The organism is Micromonospora sp. NPDC002296 (assembly GCF_040296145.1).
Classification (GTDB): Bacteria; Actinomycetota; Actinomycetes; order Mycobacteriales; family Micromonosporaceae; genus Micromonospora.
Genome location: NZ_JBEOWQ010000005.1, coordinates 134,616 through 153,942, shown reverse-complemented (window position 1 = coordinate 153,942; position 19,327 = coordinate 134,616). Strand labels below are relative to the sequence as shown.

Here is a 19,327-nt window from a genome sequence, read left to right as displayed (position 1 = left end):
CTTCCCATATTTATGCGGCTTCGGCCAACTCCGGTTTCCCGGCCACCGGCGTCGCGGCCGGCGGCTGCCCCTGGTCCCGGCCAGGCATCCAGCGCAACGCGACCACGATGCCGAGCGCGGCGACCGCCGCCGAAAGGGCCGCCGCCCAGTGCATCGCCGAGACGAAGGCGTGGTTGGCCGACGTGACCAGCGCCGGCCCGGCCGGGCCGAGCTGGCCGGCCGCGGCGTACGCCCCGGAGATCGACTCACCCGCCGCCTCGTGCGCCGCCGCGGGCAGGCCCCGCAGGGCCGGGGCGACGTCCTGACGGTACAGCGCGGACAGGACCGAGCCGAGCACGGCCACGCCGAGTGCGCCGGCGACCTGCCGAACCGTGTTGCTGACCGCCGAGCCGACTCCCGCCTTCTCCCGGGGCAGCGCCGACATGATCGACTCGGTGGCCGGCGGCATGACGTTCGCCATCCCCGTGCCCTGGAGGAAGAAGCACACCAGAACCGCCCAGAGCGGGGTGCCCGCATCAATGAACACGAACGCCCCCAGCGACACCACGGTCAGCGCCAGGCCGACGATCGCGACCGCCCTGCCCCCGTACCTGCGGACCATCGCCGCGCTGCGCGGGGCGAAGATGAGCTGCGCCGCGGCGAAGGGCAGGAAGAGCAGGCCGGTCTCCAGCGGGCTGTAGCCGCGGACCAGCTGGAGATAGAACGAGCTGAAGAACATCACGCCCATGGCGGCGAAGAAGATCAGCCCGACCAGCGCCACCGGCGCGGCGAACCGCGGCACCCGGAACAGCCGGACGTCCAGCGACGGGTGGTCGCTGCGCAGCTCCAACATCACGAACCAGGTCAACACGGCCAGCCCGCCGACGATCGACGCCCAGACCAGCGGCCGGTCGAAGCCGTGCTCGCCGCCGTCGATGATGCCGTAGGTCAGCGCGACCAGGCCCACCACCGACAGCAGCACGCCGGGGACGTCGACCCGGCCCGGGTCGGGGTCGCGCGACTCGGGGACCAGCAGGGCGACCAGGACCACGCCGAGCACGACGACCGGCACATTGATCAGGAAGACCGAGCCCCACCAGAAGTGCTCCAGCAGCGCGCCGCCGAGGATCGGGCCGATCGCCACGGCCAGGCCGACCGCGCCGGCCCAGATGCCGATCGCCCGGCCCCGCTCCCGGGGGTCGAAGACGTTGGAGATGATCGACAGGGTCGCCGGCATGATCGCCGCGCCGCCCAGGCCCATCAGCGCGCGGGCCGCGATCAGCTGGGCCGGGTTCTGCGCGTACGCGGACAGCAGTGAGGCGAGGCCGAAGAACACCAGACCGGCCACCAGGAACCGCTTGCGCCCGGCGCGGTCGCCGAGCACGCCGAAGGTGAACAACAGGCCGGCGAAAACCAGTGTGTAGGAGTTGATGGACCACTCCAGCTCGCCCTGCGTGGCGCCGAGACCGTGCACCGGGTCGGCGAGGGTACGCAGGGCGACGTTGAGGATGGTGTTGTCGAGGACGACGACGAGGAGGCTGATCACCAGCACCCCGAGGATCGCCCACCTCCTCGGGTGTCCGGTGTTCTCGTGAAGCTGCATGGCCGGCTCTCCCCCAGGTCCACCCGCGGTAATTACGAAACGGGTCATACTCGTAACGCGAAACGAGCCTAGGCCAACCCTTTTCGATACGGAACCGTCCCGTATCCCTTGTGCCCCACCTCACACCAACCCCTGCCCCACCCCCGCAGCGGGCACCCAATGGCGGATCAAGAGGTTCGGGTCAGATTCGGGCGCAGCCACTCCGCCAGCCCCACCCGGGCCGCCAACTCACCAAGCCGGCGCAAACCTCTTGATCACCCTGCGCCTAAGGCCGGGGGCGGGCGGGGCCGGAGTGAGGTTTGGGGCGGTTCGGGGGTGTGACCGGGGGCATCCGTCCGGCGGAACATGGGCCGGCCCGGGGTCGTTACACATGGCAGACGATCGAGCAGCGCACCCCGGCTGCCGAGCCGCCCGAACCCCCGTGGAATGCGGGCCGGCCCCCGGTCGTTACACATGGACCCGCCGCCACCAGCACCCCCCCTGCGGGTGCGGTGAGCCGCCGGACGACTTCCCCCCTTGTTCTTGATCTTTGGGCGCCTCGACGTGGTGCTCACACCCCGCCCTTCCCCGGGCGGGCGCGTGTGTCGACCCCCGATTGGAGACACCCCCATGAACACGATCATCCGTAACAGCGTTCTCGGCATCGCCGGTCTCGCCTTCGCCGGCGGCGTGTTCGCCGGCCCCGCCACCGCCCACACCACCACCCCCACCGCATCCACCCCGACCACCGCCGTCGCCGTACAGGCCGACAAGCCGGCAGTCGACAAGGCCAAGCTGATCCCCCACGGCGTGCAGGGCGAACAGTCCCGCATCACGCTCGACGACGAGCAGACCGCCAACGCGAAGGCCATCATCGCCGCCACGAAGAAGGCCGGCATGAACGAGCGGGCCGCCGTCATCTCCATCGGCACCGCACTGCAGGAGTCGAAGCTGGAGAACCTGGGCCACCTCGGCGACCGCAACGACCACGACTCGCAGGGCCTGTTCCAGCAGCGCCCCACCTCCGGCTGGGGCACCCCCGAACAGATCACCGACCCCGAATACTCCACCCTGGCGTTCCTCAAGGGCCTCAAGCAGGTCGACGGCTGGCAGGACATGCCCCTGACCCAGGCCGCACAGACCGTCCAGGTGTCCGCCTACCCCGACGCGTACGCACAGTGGGAACAGCAGGCCGCCGACCTCGTCACCGAACACTGGAACAGCTGACACCAACCGAACAGCCAACCGGCCGGGCCCCCGACACGGGGGCCCGGCCAGCGGCGTGTCCGGCACCCGTCACCCCGAAACCCGGACCACGACCTCGCGCGCCGGCCCCACGCCCAGTCCGACACAGCCCGGCTCTTGGCGGCCCGTCAAAGGGCAGCACGGGACCGCGCCGCCGGGGTGTCCGGCGGCGCGGCGGTGGGCGATCTGGTCAGCCGGTCAGCGCGTCCAGGGCCAGGTCGACGTCGGCCTGCGAGGTGTACAGGTGGAACGAGGCCCGGACCCGACCGGCGCGTACCGCCGCCCGGATGCCGGCGCGTTCCAACCGATCCCGCGCGTCGGGCGCATCGACGGTGACGATCGCACTGTCCCCCGGCGGCTGACCCAGCCCGGCGAGGAACCGGTTGGCCAGCGCCACGTCGTGCTCGCGCACCGCCGGCACTCCGATCTCGGCGAGCAGTTCCAGTGCGGGAGCGGCGCCGACCCAGCTGAACCAGGCCGGGGAGATGTCGAACCGCCGGGCGTCGGCGGCCAGCCGCAGGGGTGGCCCGTAGTGGGACGTTCGCGGGTCACCGGCCGCGTACCAGCCGGCCGCGTCGGGGCGCAGCCGCTCACGCAGGGCCGGGGCCAAATAGGCGAAGGCCGTGCCGCGCGGCCCCATCAGCCACTTGTACCCGCCGACCGCCACCACGTCGGCCCGGCCCGCGTCGAACGGCAGCCAGCCGCACGCCTGGGTGGCGTCGACAGCCACCAGCGCGCCGTGCGCCCGGGCGGCGGCCACGATCCCGTCGTAGTCGGCGATCGTGCCGTCGGCGGACTGCACCAGGCTGAACGCGACCAGATCGGTGCCGGCGTCGATGGCGTCGACCAGACCGGCGGCCGGGACGGTGCGCACCTCGACACCGCGCTCGGCCTGCGCCAGCCAGGGGAAGAGGTTGGAGGTGAACTCGACCTCCGGGACGACCACCGTGGCGCCGGGCGGCAGCGCCGCCGCGACCGGGGCGAGTATCTGGGAAACGGTGCTGCCGACCGCAACGTCGGCGGCCGGCACCCCGACCAGGCCGGCGAAGGCCGCGCGGGCCCGCTCGGTCGACTCGCCCCAGCCCTCCCAGGAGGTCCGCCCCACCCGCCAGTCGGCCAGCGCCTCCTGCAACGCCGCCCAGGCCGGCTCGGGCGGCAGCCCGTAGGTGGCGGTGTTCAGCCAGCCGGGTTCCGGCTGCCACAGCTTCAGTGCCTGCTCCAGCTCCATGTCGCGACGCTAACGGGTGAGCACCGGCCGCTGGCAGCGCCAATCCGCCAGCCGTGGCCGCCGGTGGGCGGATCAGGTCACGTTGGCGGGGCCGAGGACGCTCTTCAGGTCGCCCATCAGCGCGGTGGTGGCGGCGACCCGGAACGGCCCGAGCCGCAGGGTGGTGGTCTTGCCGCCGTTGAGCAGCTTCACGTGCACCTCGGTATCGCCGGGGTGCAGCACCAGCGTCTCCTTGAGCCGCTCCACCAGCGGGGGCGTGCACCGGTGCACCGGGATGGTCAGGGTGACCGGCTTGCTGCCCGGGCTGCTGCTGACGTCGGGCAGCTGCATGTCCATCGCCATCATGCGCGGGGTGTCGTCGCGGCGGTCCACCCGCCCCTTGACCACCACGATGGCGTCCTCGGCGATGTACTGGCCGATCACCTCGTACGTGTTCGGGAAGAACAGCGTCTCGACGCCGCCGGCGAGGTCCTCGAGGGTGGCCGAGGCCCAGGCCCGGCCCTGCTTGGTGACCCGGCGCTGCACGCCGGAGAGGATGCCGGCGAGGGTGACCACCGCGCCGTCGGGAACGGTGCCCTCCTCGGACAGTGAGGCGATGGTGCAGTCGGCCGCGGCGTTGAGCACGTGCTCCAGGCCGAACAGCGGGTGGTCGGAGACGTACAGGCCGAGCATCTCCCGCTCGAAGGCCAGCTTGTCCCGCTTGTCCCACTCGCTGTCGCCGATGGTCGGCATGACCGTGGTGCTGCCGGTCGCCTCCGCGTCGCCGAATCCGGCGCCGAACAGGTCGTACTGGCCGACGGCCTCCTTGCGCTTGACGTCGGCGTACGCGTCGATGGCGTCGGCGTGCACGGCGAGCAGGCCCCGGCGGGGGTGGCCCATCACGTCGAACGCGCCGGCCTTGATCAGCGATTCGATGGTCTTCTTGTTGCAGACCACCGCGTCGACCTTGGACAGGAAGTCGTAGAAGTCGGCGTACTCGCCCTTCTCCTGGCGGCAGCGCATGATCGAGGCGACGACGTTCGCGCCGACGTTGCGGATGGCGGCGAGGCCGAACCGGATGTCCTTGCCGACCGGGGTGAACGGCCCGGCGGAGGTGTTCACGTCGGGCGGCAGGACCTGGATGCCCATCCGCCGGCACTCCGCCAGGTAGAGCGCCATCTTGTCCTTGTCGTCGCCGACGGAGGTGAGCAGCCCGGCCATGTACTCGGCCGGGTAGTGCGCCTTCAGGTACGCCGTCCAGTAGGAGACCAGGCCGTACGCGGCGGAGTGGGCCTTGTTGAAGGCGTACCCGGCGAACGGGACCAGGACGTCCCACACGGCCTGGATGGCCTCGTCGGAGTAGCCGCGCTCGCGGCAGCCGTCCCGGAACGGGCCGAACTCCTTGTCGAGGATCTCCTTCTTCTTCTTGCCCATCGCCCGGCGCAGCAGGTCGGCCTGGCCGAGGGTGTAGCCGGCGAGGATCTGCGCGGCGCGCTGCACCTGCTCCTGGTAGACGATCAGGCCGTGGGTGGGGGCCAGGATCTCCCGCAGCGGCTCCTCCAGCTGCGGGTGGATCGGGGTGATCTCCTGGAGGCCGTTCTTGCGCAGCGCGTAGTTGGTGTGCGAGTCCACGCCCATCGGGCCGGGCCGGTAGAGCGCCAGGACGGCGGAGATGTCCTCGAAGTTGTCCGGCTTCATCAGCCGCAGCAGCGACCGCATCGGCCCGCCGTCGAGCTGGAACACGCCGAGGGTGTCGCCCCGGGCCAGCAGCTCGTACGCGGGCTTGTCGTCCAGCGGCAGCCCCAGCAGGTCGAGTTCCTTGCCGTGGTTGAGCTGGATGTTCTTGACCGCGTCGTCGATGATCGTCAGGTTGCGCAGGCCGAGGAAGTCCATCTTCAACAGCCCGAGCGACTCGCACGTCGGGTAGTCGAACTGGGTGATCATCGCCCCGTCGGCGTCCCGGCGCATCAGCGGGATGTGCTCGATGATCGGCTCGGCGGACATGATGACGCCGGCGGCGTGCACGCCGGTCTGCCGGATCAGCCCCTCGATGCCCTTCGCGGTGTCGATCACCTTGCGCACGTCCGGGTCCGACTCGTACAGGCCGCGGATCTCCCCGGCCTCGGCGTAGCGGGCGTGCTTCGGGTCGAAGATGCCGGTGAGCGGGATGTCCTTGCCCATCACCGCCGGGGGCATCGCCTTGGTGATCCGGTCGCCGACCGCGTACGGGAAGCCCAGCACCCGGGCCGAGTCCTTGATCGCGGCCTTCGCCTTGATCGTGCCGAAGGTGGCGATCTGGGCGACCTTGTCCTCACCCCACTTGTCGGTGACGTACTTGATCACCTCGCCGCGCCGGCGCTCGTCGAAGTCGATGTCGACGTCCGGCATCGAGATGCGCTCGGGATTGAGGAACCGCTCGAAGATCAGCCCGTGCTGGATCGGGTCCAGGTCGGTGATGCCCAGCGCGTACGCGACGAGGGAGCCGGCGGCCGAGCCACGGCCCGGGCCCACCGCGATGCCCTGGTTCTTCGCCCACTGGATGAAGTCGGCGACCACGAGGAAGTACGACGGGAAGCCCATCTGGATGATGACGCCCAGCTCGTACTCGGCCTGGACCACGTGGCCCTCGGGGATTCCGCCGGGATAGCGGCGGGCCAGCCCGGCGAAGGTCTCCTTGCGGAACCAGGACTCCTCGGTCTCCCCCTCCGGGACGGGGAAGCGGGGCATCAGGTTGTGGAACTCGAACATCCCGGTCGGGTCGACCTTCTCGGCGACCAGCAGCGTGTTGCGGCAGCCCTCCAGCCAGGCGTCGGAGTTGTCCACGGCCCGCATCTGGTCGGCGGACTTGATGAAGTAGCCGTTGCCGTCGAAGCGGAACCGGTTGGGGTCGGCGACATTCGCGGCGGTCTGGACACAGAGCAGGACGTCGTGCGCCTCGGCCTGCGCCTCGTGCGTGTAGTGCGAGTCGTTGGTGACCACCGGGGGGATGCCCAGCTTGCCGCCGATCTCCAGCAGCTCCTTGCGGACCCGGTGCTCGATGGAGATGCCGTGGTCCATGATCTCCAGGAAGTAGTTCTCCTTGCCGAAGATGTCCTGGTAACGGGCCGCGGCCTTCAGCGCCTCGTCGAACTGCCCCAGCCGCAGCCGGGTCTGCACCTCCCCGGACGGGCAGCCGGTCGTCGCCATCAGACCCTCCGAGTGCTCGGCGATGGTCTCGGCGTCCATCCGGGGCCACTTGACGAAGAAGCCCTCGGTGTAGGCCCGGCTGGTGAGCTTGAACAGGTTGTGCAGGCCGCTCTTGTTCGCCGCCCAGATCGTCATGTGGGTGTAGCCGCCGCTGCCGGAGACGTCGTCGCTCTTCTGCTCCGGCCGGCCCCACCGCACCCGCTGCTTGTGATACCGCGACTCCGGCGCCACGTACGCCTCGATACCGAGGATGGGCTTGACCCCGGCGGCCATCGCCTGCTTGTAGAAGTCGTTCGCGCCGTGCATGTTGCCGTGGTCGGTCATCGCCACCGCCGGCATTCCGAGCCGGTCCACCTCGGCGAACAGGTCCTTGAGCCGGGCCGCACCGTCGAGCATCGAGTACTCGGTGTGCACGTGTAGATGCGCGAACGAATCGCCCATGCAGAGCGCCCCCCCGGGTCGGATCATGGGTCGGCCGAACTGGCCGGGCACCACCCTACCGAGGCGACCGAGCCGGCTCCACCGTCCGCGCCGGGGGTGGTGGCCCGCGTCTCCGCCGGCCGCTCCGGACGCACCCGACTGGAAACAACGATGTGCCGAATGACAACACTGTGTGGCATACAGTATGGTGTGAGGCATGGTTAGCGACGACATCCTGCGGATCCATCTACAGGAGCTGCGCCGGGGGACGGTGGTGGTGGCGAGCCTGGTCGCGCTGCGCCAGCCGGGCTACGGCTACGCGCTGCTCCAGCGGCTCGCCGACCACGGCTTCCCCGTGGACGCCAACACGCTCTACCCCCTGCTGCGCCGACTGGAGGAGCAGGGGCTGCTTACCAGCGAGTGGAACACCGAGGAGCGCCGGCCGCGGAAGTTCTACCAGACCAGTGACGACGGCGAGACGGTGCTGCGCCTGCTGCTGACCGACCTCTCCGCCGTGCAGAAATCCCTCACCGGCCTGACCGAAGGAGTGGACCGATGACTTCGCTGACCGACCGCTATCTCGCCGCCACCCTGCGCGCGGTGCCCGCCCCCCGGCGGGAGGAGATCGCCACCGAGCTGCGCACCTCGATCGAGGACATGATCGAGGGTCGGACGGACGCCGGGCGCGACGCCGCCACCGCCGAGCGCGAGGTGCTCACCGAGCTCGGCAACCCCGACCGGCTCGCCGCCCGGTACGCCGACCGCCGGTTGCAGCTCATCGGGCCCACCTACTACCTGCACTGGCAGCGACTGCTGCGGCTGCTGCTCACCTTCATCCCGGCGCTGGTGGGCACGATCGTCGGGGTGGTCCAGGCGGCCACCGGGGAGGCCCCGATCCCCGCGATCACCTCCGGGTTCGGCACCGCCTTCGAGGTCGCGATCCAGATCACGTTCTGGGTGACCCTGACCTTCGCGATCATCGAGCGCGCCGACCCGTCGCTGAAGCTGCCGGAGTGGACGGTCGACCAACTGCCCGAGGTACCGGCGAAGCAGGACATGACCCTGACCGACATCGCCGCGTCCGTGGCCCTGTTGCTGTTCACCGCGGCCTTCCTGCCCTGGCAGCACTTCTGGTCGTGGGCGCGGCAGATCGACGGCGAGCGCATCCCGCTGCTCGACCCGGCGCTGTGGCGGTCGTGGCTGCCGGTGCTGCTGGCCGTGCTGCTGGCCGGCGTGGTCTTCGAGCTGGTCAAGTACCGCGTCGGGCGCTGGACCTGGCCGCTGGTCGCGGTGAAGGCCGCGCTGGACCTGGCGTTCACGGTGCCTGTGGTCTGGCTGCTGGCGGACGACCGGCTGCTCAACCCGGACCTGGTCGAGCGCTTCGCCTGGCTCCAGGACGAGGGCAACCGGCAGTCCATCACCGTCATCGCGATCATCACGACGGTGATGGTCCTGGTCTGGGACCTGATCGACTCCGGCGTCAAGGCCCGGCGCGCCGGCTGACCGGCCCCACCGCCCCGGCCCGGCACGTCGTCACGGGCGTGCCGGGCCGCCGCGACGAATTCGGAGCGGGTACGACGGGCGGGCCGTCGCCGCCGGGGCCGGCGACACCCGGTCGAACGGCATCGGGGTGCCGCCGGTCCACCGATGCAGCGTCGCCGTCGCGTCCTGTCGGCGCTGCCCGTCCACCACGATCCACCCGCCGGTCACCAGGTAGAAGCTGCCGTCACCGAGCGACTCCAGGCCCCGGCTTCCGGGGGACATCCAGCCCCGGACCCCGGTTCGCCGGTCGGACAGGCCGTCCGGGGCGAGGGTGGCGAGCCGGCCGGTCTCCCCCGCCGGCTGCCCGCGCACCACTCCCCGCCACGGCGGAATCGCCCCGTCGACGGCATAGAGCGAGTAGTTCGGCCAGCCCTGCTTGCCGCCGGGGTACACGGCCATCAGCCACCGGCCGGTGTGCCGGTCGTACTCCAGGTTCTGCACGCCGTAGGCGGTGTTGCCGGTGCGGACGAAGACCTTGTCGTCGGCCGCCCGGGGCCCGCTGCGGTGCGGATGCCGCTGGTCCAGTGGCCGGGCGAGGCGCTGCCAACCGCGCACGTCGTAGGCGAGCAGCACCTGATGGTCGTTGTCGCGACGACGGGTGTCGGGGTAGACGCCGTACGCCACCATCAGCACGTCCGGGCCGTCCGGGTCGCCCAACGGCGGCCCGAACGAGATGCCGTCCACGCCGCTGGCACCGTAGCGGTGCCGCCGTGGCGCGACGCCGGTCGACCCGCCGTCCCCGTCCGCCCCGGCGGCGAAGTCCCCGGCGACGTCGCGCAGGTGCACGGTGGTGAGCACCCCGCCGGTCTGGGCGTCGATGCCGACCCGGTCGATCCGGGCGCCGTCGAAGATCGCCACGTAGAACGCGCCGGCGTCGCGGTACTCCAGCGAGCCGTACACCCGGCCGTCGCGCCGATCGAGATCGAGGTCGCCCAGGTGCCCGGTGATCCCGGTGACCGTGCCGAGCACCCGGCCGGCGAGGTCCGTCCTGACCAGCGCCTCGGTGAAGGACCAGTAGACCGACTCGCGGCGCTGGTCGACCGCGATGCCCTGCACGTGCGAGGTCGGCCAGGCGCCGCCGTAGATCGCCGTCGGCAGTTCCCCCGGCCCGCGGCGCTGGCGGGCGGCGGCCCGGGACGGCCGGTCCGGCACGGCGTCGGCCAGCGCGCCCACGCCGAGCGGGGCGAGGACGGCGCGGGCCGACTGGGCCAGGGCGTTGACCGGGGCGAGCGCTGCCACGAGGGGCAGCACTACCGCGACGACGACGGCGGCGGTGTTCCTGCGCACTGTTACTCCGAGGTGCTCCGGTGACCGGACGGTCGCAGACCCTATCCGGACACTGGGCACAAAACCCCACGAACAGGTCAAACAAGGATGAAGCGTAGCGGTGGGCCGGTGGGCCGCGCCGCCGGGGTCAGCAGGGGACGGTGTCCCACCCGGCGGGCAGGTCCGGCGAGTCCCGCACGCAGACGGTCGGGGCGGCGAACCACATCTCGCCGCGCAGGATCTCGCGCCGGACGACCACGTCGCCCGGCGCGAACCGCCGCTCCCGCCCGGTCGCCACGGCTCAGCCGACCGCGGCCATCACCTCGTCGGAAACGTCGAAGTTCGCGTAGACGTTCTGCACGTCGTCGCAGTCCTCCAAGACGTCGATCAGCTTGAAGATCTTGCGAGCGCCCTCCTCCTCCAGCGGCACGTTCATGCTGGGGATGAGGGAGGACTCGGCCGACTCGTACTCGATGCCGACGTCCTGCAGGGCGGTGCGTACGGCGATCAGGTCGGTCGGCTCGGAGACCACCTCGTACGCCTCGCCGAGGTCGTTGACCTCCTCCGCCCCGGCATCGAGGACCGCCATCATCACGTCGTCCTCGGTGGTGCCGGCCTTGGGCACGATCACCACGCCCTTGCGGGAGAACATGTAGGACACCGACCCGGCGTCGGCGAGCGATCCGCCGTTGCGGGTCAACGCGGTGCGCACCTCGGTCGCGGCCCGGTTGCGGTTGTCCGTGAGGCACTCGATGAGCATCGCCACGCCGTTCGGGCCGTACCCCTCGTACATGATCGTCTGCCAGTCCGCGCCGCCGGCCTCCAGGCCGGAGCCGCGCTTGACCGCCCGGTCGATGTTGTCGTTGGGTACGGAGTTCTTCTTCGCCTTCTGGATGGCGTCGTAGAGGGTGGGGTTGCCGGCCGGGTCGCCGCCGCCGATGCGGGCCGCGACCTCGACGTTCTTGATCAGCTTGGCGAACATCTTGCCGCGCTTGGCGTCGATCACGGCCTTCTTGTGCTTGGTGGTCGCCCACTTTGAGTGGCCGGACATCTGCTACCTCCGTCTGTTGATCACGCCTGCGTCGACGGCCCGCGCCAACTCCACTTCTCCGCCGGCGTAGGACGGGCCGGTCGGCTCGGCGTGGATGGCCGCGGCGGGCGCTGGGCCCTGCCGAACCGCGGCAATCCTACCGAGGCAGGGCGGGTCGGTGTCACACCCGGCACCGGCAGGCACGCCGACGGGCCCCTCGGTGGTGACTCAGGCGGCGCGGACCAGGTCCACGAAGTAGCGGTGCAGGCGCAGGTCGCCGGTCAGCTCCGGGTGGAAGGAGGTGGCCAGCAGGTTGCCCTGCCGGACCGCGACGATCCGGTCCGCGACGGGACTGTCGGTGACCCGACCCAGCACCTCGACGTCCGGGCCGACCCGCTCGACCCAGGGCGCCCGGATGAAGACCGCGTGGAACGGCCCGCCCCCGACCCCGGCGATCTCCACCGGTGCCTCGAACGAGTCGACCTGCCGGCCGAACGCGTTGCGCCGCACCGTCATCTCGATACCGGCGAAGCCGCGCTGGTCGGGGCGGCCGTCGAGCACCTCCGTGGCCAGCATGATCATGCCGGCGCAGGAGCCGTAGACCGGCATGCCGGCGGCGATCCGCTTGTCGATCGGCTCCCGCATCTCGAAGATGTCGACGAGCTTGCTGATCGTGGTGGACTCGCCCCCGGGGATCACCAGCCCGTCGACCGCGTCCAGCTCGCCGGGGCGGCGGACCGGGCGGGCGTCCGCCCCGACCCCGGCCAGCGCGCCCACGTGCTCGCGGACGTCACCCTGCAGGGCGAGCACACCGATGACCGGTGCCGTCACGTTCACTCCTCTCGGGTGTCAGAAAGAGGGCCCCTGCTCCGCCTGAGCGGCGAGCGGGGGCCCTCTTCCCACGTCACCAGCCGCGCTCGGCCAGGCGGTGCGGCTGCGGGATCTCGTCGACGCTGATGCCGACCATCGCCTCGCCGAGGCCCCGGGAGACCTTGGCCAGCACGTCCGGGTCGTCGTGGAAGGTGGTGGCCTTGACGATCGCGACGGCCCGCTCGGCCGGGTTGCCGGACTTGAAGATGCCGGAGCCGACGAAGACGCCCTCGGCGCCGAGCTGCATCATCATCGCGGCGTCGGCCGGGGTGGCGATGCCGCCGGCGGTGAACAGCACCACCGGGAGCTTGCCGGTCTCGGCGACCTCCTTGACCAGCTCGTACGGGGCCTGGAGCTCCTTGGCCGCGACGAACAGCTCGTCGGCCGGCAGCGAGCTGAGCCGGGCGATCTCCTGACGGATCCTGCGCATGTGCATGGTGGCGTTGGAGACGTCACCGGTGCCGGCCTCGCCCTTGGAGCGGATCATGGCCGCGCCCTCGGTGATCCGGCGCAGCGCCTCGCCCAGGTTGGTCGCCCCGCACACGAAGGGGACGGTGAACGCCCACTTGTCGATGTGGTTGGCGTAGTCGGCCGGGGTGAGCACCTCGGACTCGTCGACGTAGTCCACGCCGAGCGACTGGAGGATCCGGGCCTCGACGAAGTGGCCGATCCGGGCCTTGGCCATCACGGGGATCGAGACGGCGTTGATGATGCTGTCGATCATGTCGGGGTCGCTCATCCGGGACACCCCGCCCTGGGCGCGGATGTCGGCGGGCACCCGCTCCAGGGCCATCACCGCGACGGCTCCGGCGTCCTCGGCGATCTTGGCCTGCTCGGCGGTGACCACGTCCATGATCACACCGCCCTTGAGCATCTCGGCCATGCCGCGCTTGACGCGGGCGGTGCCGACGACGGGGGTGGCGCTGGCGTTCGGGGAGATGGTTTCGGGCACGGGTTATCGCTCCTCGGCGTGCTCGGGGGGTGGCTCAGCTGAATGCTACGACGGGGTCAACGCCGGTCCGACAGCCAATCAGACCCCGGGTGGCCTGCTCTGTGGCCGTCATCACCCCCGGCCCGGCCTGCCGGTCGACGGGCCCGGGTCGCGGCGGACACCGCTCAGGCGGGCACGTCGGCGGGGAGCGCGAGGGTCGGGTCGTCGATGTCGAAGTAGCGCGGCCACGGGTGCCGGCGGCCCATCCGCAACAGCCGCACCACCCGCCGGCCCCGCGCCGCGCGGGCGTCCCGGACCAGGTCGGTGTGCACCTGACGGGCCAGGGCGAGCCGTCGGCTCGCGGCGATCACCGCCTCGCAGTCCGGGTCGGCCGGGTCCAGCCGCACCGCCCGCAACTGCCGGGTGAGGTCGTTCTCCGCGGCCTCCCGCTCCTCCGGCTCGGCGTCCAACGCGATCCGGGCCGCCGCGTACAGCTCCACGCCGTAGCGCTGCTCGGCCAGCACCGCGGCGGCGGCCGCCCGGCGCAGCAGGTGCGCCTCCAGTGCCCGGGCCGCCGACTCCGCGCGCAGGCGCAGCCGCTCGACCCGGCCGACGGTCCAGGTCAGGTACGCCGCGAGCAGCCCCACGACGAGAATTCCGCCCAACCACCACCACATGCCCGGCATCGTAGTGCTGCTCCGTTCGCCTCCGGCCGGGGCGCGTCCCGCCCCGGCACCTGCGTCCCACCGGCACTTCCGGTCACGGCGGTCAGCCCAGCCCCGCCCACTCCTGGTCGATCACCCGCCCGTCGATCGCCTCGATCGCCGCCGCATACACCTCCAGCACCCGGCGGGCGACGACCGGCCAGTCGAAGTGCGTCACCACCTGGTCCCCGCACTCGGTCAACGCGGCCCGCCGCGCCGGGTCGTCCAGCAGCCCGGCCAGGGCCGCCCGCAGCCCCACCGCGTCCCCGGTGGGGAAGAGCAGCCCGGCCCGGCCGCCGTCGAGCACCCGGCGGAACGCGTCCAGGTCGCTGGCCACCACCGTGGTGCCGGCGGCGAGGGCCTCGGTGAGGATCATCCCGAACGACTCCCCGCCGGTGTTCGGGGCCACGTAGAGGTGGACGCTGCGCAGCATGCGCGCCTTGTCCTCCTCGGAGACCAGGCCGAGGAAGGTGACCCGGTCGCGCACCTCGGCTGGGAACTGGTCGAACAGGTCGTCCGGGTCGCCCGGCCCGGCCACCAGCAGCCGCAGGCCCGGGCGGGAGCGGGCCAGCTCGACGAACGCGTCGCGCAGGATCGGGAAGCCCTTGCGGGCCTCGGTGAACCGGCCGAGGAAGCCGAGCGTGCCGCCCTCGGCGAGGCCGCACTCCCCCGGCCAGCCGGGCAGCGCTGTCGCGTGGCTGAACTTGGCCACGGTGACCCCGTTGGGGATCTCCACCGCGCCGCCGTCCATGTGCTCGACCTGCACCTTGCGGGCCAGGGCGCTGACCGCGATCCGGGCGGTGATCCGCTCCAGCACGATCTGCAACAGGCCCTGCGCGGCGGCGAGCACCCGGGACCGGGTCATCGCGGTGTGGAAGGTGGCCACCACCGGCCCCTTCGCGGAGAGCACGGCGAGCATCGACAGGCTCAGCGTCAGCGGCTCGTGCACGTGCAGCACGTCGAAGTCGCCCCGGGCGATCCAGCGCCGGACCCGGGTGGTGGAGACCGGGCCGAACGCGATCCGGGCCACCGACCCGTTGTACGGCAGCGGCACGGCCCGGCCCGCCGACACCACGTACGGCGGGAGCGAGGAGTCCTCGTCGGCGGGGGCGAGGACGCTCACTTCGTGCCCGAGCCCGATCAGCGCCTCGGCCAGGTCCATCACGTGGTTCTGCACCCCGCCGGGCACGTCGAAGGAGTACGGGCACACGATGCCGATCCGCATGTGAGCGCCCTCCGCCTCAGACCGGTCCGGTGACGGCCGGCGGCATGGAGACGGGTCGGGGCCCGCCGTCGCCGGCGCCGCGCTGGTCCAGCCACATCCGTTGCAACATGTGCCAGTCTTCCGGATGCCGGGCGATGCCCGCCGCCAGACCGTCGGCAATCCGCTGGGTCAGCACCCGGACCCGCTGGTCCAGCGGCCCGCTGTCCTCCTCGGGCAGGGGCAACGGGCCCTCGAGCGAGGCGCACGCCGCGTCCGGTTCGTACCACAATGAGGCGACGTAGAGCGGTGCCCCGGTGCGCAGGGCCAGCAGCGCCGGGCCGGCCGGCAGCCGGGTCCGCGCGCCGAAGAAGTCGACCTCGATCCCCCGGGCGGAAAGGTCCCGGTCGGCCAGCAGCGGCACCACCGCGCCGGCGCGCAGCCGGTCCACCAGCACGTCGAACGCGGGCCGCTCGCCGCCGTGGGTGGGCAGGATCTCCATGCCCAGCCCTCGCCGGAAGGCAAGGAAGCGCTGGTAGATGCCCTCGGGCTTGAGCCGCTCGGCGACCGTGGTGATCGGCCAGCCGGTGGCCGCCACCCAGGCACCGGCGGCGTCCCAGTTGCCGGCGTGCGGCAGCGCCACCACCGCGCCCCGGCCGGCGGCCACGTCGGCGGCGAGCCGGTCGACCCCCTCGGGGGCGAGCCGGAACCCGGCGAGGATCTCTTCCCGGCTCAGCGCCGGCAGCCGGAACGCCTCCATCCAGTACCGGGCGTAGGAGCGCAGGCCGCGCCGGAGCAGGTCGTCCAGCTCGGCCTCGGGCAGCTCGGGGCCGACCACCCGGCGCAGGTTCGCGCGCAGTCGGGCCGTACCACCGCCGCCGGAGCGGTGGGCGCGGTCGGCGCCCGCCCGGAAGGCCGCAGCCACCACGGGCCGGGGCAGCGCGCGGACCAGACGCCAGCCGGCGACGTAGCCGAGCTCGGTCAGGTTCACCCCTGCGACCCGTCCGGGGCCGCGTCGCGGGCCTGCCGGTACACGTGGGCGATCCGCTGGCCCACAGTGAAGATCGAGACGGCGGCCAGCAACCAGAGCGCGACCTGCAGGGCGTACGGGATGCCGAAGCCGGTGAGCAGGCCGCCCACGCCGACGATGAGCAGCCGCTCGGTCCGCTCGGCGATGCCCACGTTGCAGGTCATCCCGAGCCCCTCGGCGCGGGCCTTGACGTAGGAGACCAGGCCGCCGGCGGCCAGGCAGAGCAGCGCGGCGGCGACCCCGGCGTGGTCACCCTCGGTGGCCAGCCAGTACGCGACCGCGCCGAAGACGGCGCTGTCGGCGACCCGGTCCATGCTCGAGTCGAGGAACGCCCCGAATCTCGTCGAGCCGCCGCTCATCCGGGCCATCGTCCCGTCGAGCAGGTCGGTCAGCGCGAAGAACGTCACGATGAGGGCGCCGGCGACCAGATGGCCGCGGGCGCCGAAGCCGAGCGCACCGGCCAGCACCCCGAGGGTGCCGGTGACGGTGACAGCATTGGGGGACACGCCCGCGCGGAGCAGGCCGCGCGCGATCGGCTCAACGACGCGGGTCATCCCCGCCCGGACCGACACTTGGAAGATCTTCGCCATGGCGGTCCCACGATAACGGCCGGCCCCGGGGGAGGGCACGCCACGGTCGCCGACCCGCCCGGGGAAGTCTTGTGCCGGCCCTCCGAGGGGTGTGAGATCGAGCCTGAGGGTGAGACGGCTCACCCGACCGACCGTCCCGTACCCTCCGCACGGCAGATCACCGGAGGATGGCGCCGCGGAGCTTCCGCACCGGGCCGCTTCCCCGTCGCGCGCGGCGGTCGCCACCAACCACCGGCTGAGGGAGGTGCGCCCCATGGCGCAGAGGAATCAGGACAAGGGGGTCACCGGCGGCGTGCCGGTGGTGACCGAGCCTGCCAGAATTCGCAACGTGGTGCTCGTCGGGCACTCCGGGGCGGGCAAGACAACCCTGGTCGAGGCGCTGCTCGCGGCGACCGGCACGATCGGGCGGGCCGGCACGGTCACCGACGGCACCACGGTCTGCGACCACGACCCGGCCGCCGTGCGCCAACAGCGCTCGGTGAGCCTGGCCTGCGCCCCGCTGGTGCACGACGGCGTCAAGATCAACCTGCTGGACACCCCGGGGTACGCCGACTTCGTCGGCGAGCTGCGCGCCGGCCTGCGGGCCGCCGACGCCGCGCTGTTCGTGGTCTCCGCCGTCGACGGGATGGACGCCGCCACCGCCGCGCTCTGGGAGGAGTGCGCCGCGGTGGGCATGCCCCGGGCGGTCGCGGTGACCCGGCTGGACCACCCCCGCGCGGACTTCGACGAGGCCGTGGCGCTGTGCCAGCGGGTCTTCGGCGACAACGTGGTCCCGCTGCACCTGACGATGCTCGGCGACGACGGCGAGTCGGTCGTCGGACTGCTCGGCCTGGTCACCCGTCGGGTCTTCGACTACACCGCCGGGCTGCCGGCCCAGGTGCGCGAGCCCGACCCGGAGCACCTGCCGGCGATCGCCGAGTCCCGCAACGAGCTGATCGAGGGGATCATCGCCGAGAGCGAGGACGAGTCCCTCATGGACCGCTACCTCGCCGGCGAGGAGATCGACACACAGGTGCTGGTCGCCGACCTGGAGAAGGCGGTCGCCCGGGGGCACTTCCACCCGGTGGTGCCGGTCTGCGCGGCGACCGGCGTCGGGCTGGACGTACTGCTCGACGGCCTCGTATCGGCGTTCCCGCCGCCGCTGGAGCACGAGTTGCCCGCCGTCACCGGCGTGGACGGCTCCCCCCGGCCGCCGCTGACCTGCGACCCGGACGGCCCGCTCGTCGCCGAGGTGGTCCGCACGACGGTGGACCGGCACGTCGGCCGGGTCTCCCTGGTCCGGGTCTTCTCCGGCACCCTGCGCCCCGACCGGACGATGCACGTCGCCGGCCACGGCCTGGCCGAACGGGGGCACCCCGACCACGACGCGGACGAGCGGGTCGGGCACCTCCACACGCCACTGGGGGCGACCCTGCGCGAGGTGCCGGTCTGCGTGGCCGGCGACATCTGCGCGATCACCAAGTCGGGCAGCGCGGAGACCGGCGACACGATCTCCGCCAAGGACGACCCGCTGCTGGTGGCCCCGTGGGAGATGCCCGAGCCGCTGCTGCCGGTGGCGGTCGCCGCGCGCAGCCGGGCCGACGAGGACACCCTGTCCCGCAACCTGGCCCGGCTGGTCGCCGGGGACCCGACGCTGCGCCTCGAACGCAACCCGGAGACGCACCAGCTCGTCCTGTGGTGCATGGGCGAGGCACACGCCGACGTGGTGCTCGACCGGCTGCGCGGTGGCGGCGTCGAACTGGACACCGAGCCGGTGCGGGTGGCGCTGCGGGAAACCCTCGCCGCCCCGGCCACCGGGCACGGCCGGCACGTCAAGCAGTCCGGCGGCCACGGCCAGTACGCCGTCTGCGACATCGAGGTGGAGCCGCTGCCCCGGGGGACCGGCTTCGAGTTCGTCGACCGGGTGGTCGGCGGGGCGGTGCCGCACAGCTACGTCCCGTCGGTGGAGAAGGGCGTACGGGCCCAGCTGGAGCGCGGCCTGGTCGCCGGGTACCCGGTGGTGGACCTGCGGGTGACCCTCGTCGACGGCAAGGCGCACAGCGTCGACTCCTCCGACGCGGCGTTCCAGACCGCCGGGGCGCTGGCGCTGCGCCACGCCGCCGAGAAGGGCCAGCCGACCCTGCTGGAGCCGGTGGACGAGGTGGCCGTCCGGGTGCCGGACCACACCGTCGGGGCGGTGCTGGGCGACCTCTCCGGCCGGCGAGGCCGGGTGCTCGGCACCGAGCCGGACCCGGACGCCGACGGCCGCACCGTGGTCCGGGCCGAGGTCCCGGCCGTCGAGCTGCTCCGGTACGCGATCGAGCTGCGCGCCCTGACCTCCGGAACCGGCACCTTCCGCCGCCATTTCACCCGCCACGACCCGATGCCCGCCCACCTGTCCGACCAGACCCGCAACGAACACCCCCCCACCCCCTGACCCCACCCCCCACCCCATCCCGCACCCCATCCCGCACACCGCACACCACACCCCGCGATCTTGCAGTTACGGCCCCGGCAAATGACACAAAAGCCTCGTCCCGGGGGCCGCAACTGCAAGATCGACGG

Annotated in this window: 16 protein-coding genes; 4 read left to right on the top strand and 12 right to left on the bottom strand. The window is 72.3% G+C overall.

Annotation, left to right across the window (positions count from 1 at the left end; translation table 11 throughout):
- Positions 1–10: 10 nt before the first annotated feature.
- Positions 11–1,582 (bottom strand): MFS transporter, encoded by a 1,572-nt coding sequence (locus ABT023_RS06580; protein WP_350882388.1) that lies wholly within the window; start codon positions 1,580–1,582, stop codon positions 11–13.
- Between the two features lie 609 nt (positions 1,583–2,191).
- On the opposite strand from ABT023_RS06580, the gene ABT023_RS06575 reads away from it, so the two are divergent.
- A complete protein-coding gene (locus tag ABT023_RS06575; protein ID WP_350882386.1) occupies positions 2,192–2,788 on the top strand; it encodes a hypothetical protein in 597 nt (198 codons plus the stop codon).
- A gap of 208 nt (positions 2,789–2,996) precedes the next feature.
- On the opposite strand, the gene ABT023_RS06570 is transcribed toward ABT023_RS06575, so the two are convergent.
- Positions 2,997–4,034, bottom strand: a complete 1,038-nt coding sequence (locus ABT023_RS06570) for an aminotransferase class V-fold PLP-dependent enzyme (RefSeq protein WP_350882384.1) — start codon at positions 4,032–4,034, stop codon at positions 2,997–2,999.
- A gap of 72 nt (positions 4,035–4,106) precedes the next feature.
- Positions 4,107–7,640, bottom strand: coding sequence for a DNA polymerase III subunit alpha (dnaE, locus tag ABT023_RS06565; RefSeq protein ID WP_350882382.1), 3,534 nt, complete (start codon positions 7,638–7,640; stop codon positions 4,107–4,109).
- 196 nt (positions 7,641–7,836) lie between these two features.
- Between dnaE and ABT023_RS06560 the strand changes: the two genes are divergently transcribed.
- Both ABT023_RS06560 and ABT023_RS06555 read left to right on the top strand, forming a co-directional pair.
- On the top strand, positions 7,837–8,178 hold the full coding sequence (locus ABT023_RS06560) for a PadR family transcriptional regulator (protein WP_350882380.1): 342 nt from the start codon (positions 7,837–7,839) through the stop codon (positions 8,176–8,178).
- Positions 8,175–9,122 (top strand): permease prefix domain 1-containing protein, encoded by a 948-nt coding sequence (locus ABT023_RS06555; RefSeq protein WP_350882378.1) that lies wholly within the window; start codon positions 8,175–8,177, stop codon positions 9,120–9,122. The genes ABT023_RS06560 and ABT023_RS06555 overlap by 4 nt, the downstream gene beginning before the upstream one ends.
- A gap of 30 nt (positions 9,123–9,152) precedes the next feature.
- Here ABT023_RS06555 and ABT023_RS06550 read toward each other — a convergent pair whose 3' ends face one another.
- The 9 genes from ABT023_RS06550 to pgsA form a co-directional block, all read right to left on the bottom strand.
- Positions 9,153–10,448, bottom strand: coding sequence for a hypothetical protein (locus ABT023_RS06550; protein WP_350882376.1), 1,296 nt, complete (start codon positions 10,446–10,448; stop codon positions 9,153–9,155).
- Between the two features lie 127 nt (positions 10,449–10,575).
- Positions 10,576–10,725, bottom strand: coding sequence for a hypothetical protein (locus ABT023_RS06545; protein WP_350882374.1), 150 nt, complete (start codon positions 10,723–10,725; stop codon positions 10,576–10,578).
- Between the two features lie 3 nt (positions 10,726–10,728).
- A complete protein-coding gene (locus ABT023_RS06540; protein ID WP_350882372.1) occupies positions 10,729–11,478 on the bottom strand; it encodes a YebC/PmpR family DNA-binding transcriptional regulator in 750 nt (249 codons plus the stop codon).
- Positions 11,479–11,685: 207 nt separating this feature from the next.
- The gene (gene pdxT / locus ABT023_RS06535; RefSeq protein WP_350882370.1) at positions 11,686–12,288 is read right to left on the bottom strand and encodes a pyridoxal 5'-phosphate synthase glutaminase subunit PdxT; all 603 of its coding nucleotides are present in this window, start codon (positions 12,286–12,288) and stop codon (positions 11,686–11,688) included.
- A gap of 73 nt (positions 12,289–12,361) precedes the next feature.
- Complete coding sequence (pdxS, locus tag ABT023_RS06530; RefSeq protein WP_350882368.1) at positions 12,362–13,279, bottom strand: pyridoxal 5'-phosphate synthase lyase subunit PdxS; 918 nt, start codon at positions 13,277–13,279, stop codon at positions 12,362–12,364.
- 164 nt (positions 13,280–13,443) lie between these two features.
- Positions 13,444–13,944, bottom strand: coding sequence for a hypothetical protein (locus tag ABT023_RS06525; protein WP_350882366.1), 501 nt, complete (start codon positions 13,942–13,944; stop codon positions 13,444–13,446).
- 82 nt (positions 13,945–14,026) lie between these two features.
- On the bottom strand, positions 14,027–15,187 hold the full coding sequence (locus tag ABT023_RS06520) for a glycosyltransferase family 4 protein (RefSeq protein WP_350882364.1): 1,161 nt from the start codon (positions 15,185–15,187) through the stop codon (positions 14,027–14,029).
- 16 nt (positions 15,188–15,203) lie between these two features.
- Positions 15,204–16,154, bottom strand: coding sequence for a phosphatidylinositol mannoside acyltransferase (locus tag ABT023_RS06515; RefSeq protein ID WP_350882361.1), 951 nt, complete (start codon positions 16,152–16,154; stop codon positions 15,204–15,206).
- On the bottom strand, positions 16,151–16,783 hold the full coding sequence (gene pgsA / locus ABT023_RS06510) for a phosphatidylinositol phosphate synthase (RefSeq protein ID WP_350882359.1): 633 nt from the start codon (positions 16,781–16,783) through the stop codon (positions 16,151–16,153). Before pgsA ends, ABT023_RS06515 begins: the two co-directional genes overlap by 4 nt.
- Positions 16,784–17,036: 253 nt before the next feature.
- Between pgsA and ABT023_RS06505 the strand changes: the two genes are divergently transcribed.
- Positions 17,037–19,199, top strand: coding sequence for an elongation factor G-like protein EF-G2 (locus ABT023_RS06505; RefSeq protein WP_350882357.1), 2,163 nt, complete (start codon positions 17,037–17,039; stop codon positions 19,197–19,199).
- The last annotated feature ends 128 nt before the right edge of the window (positions 19,200–19,327 follow it).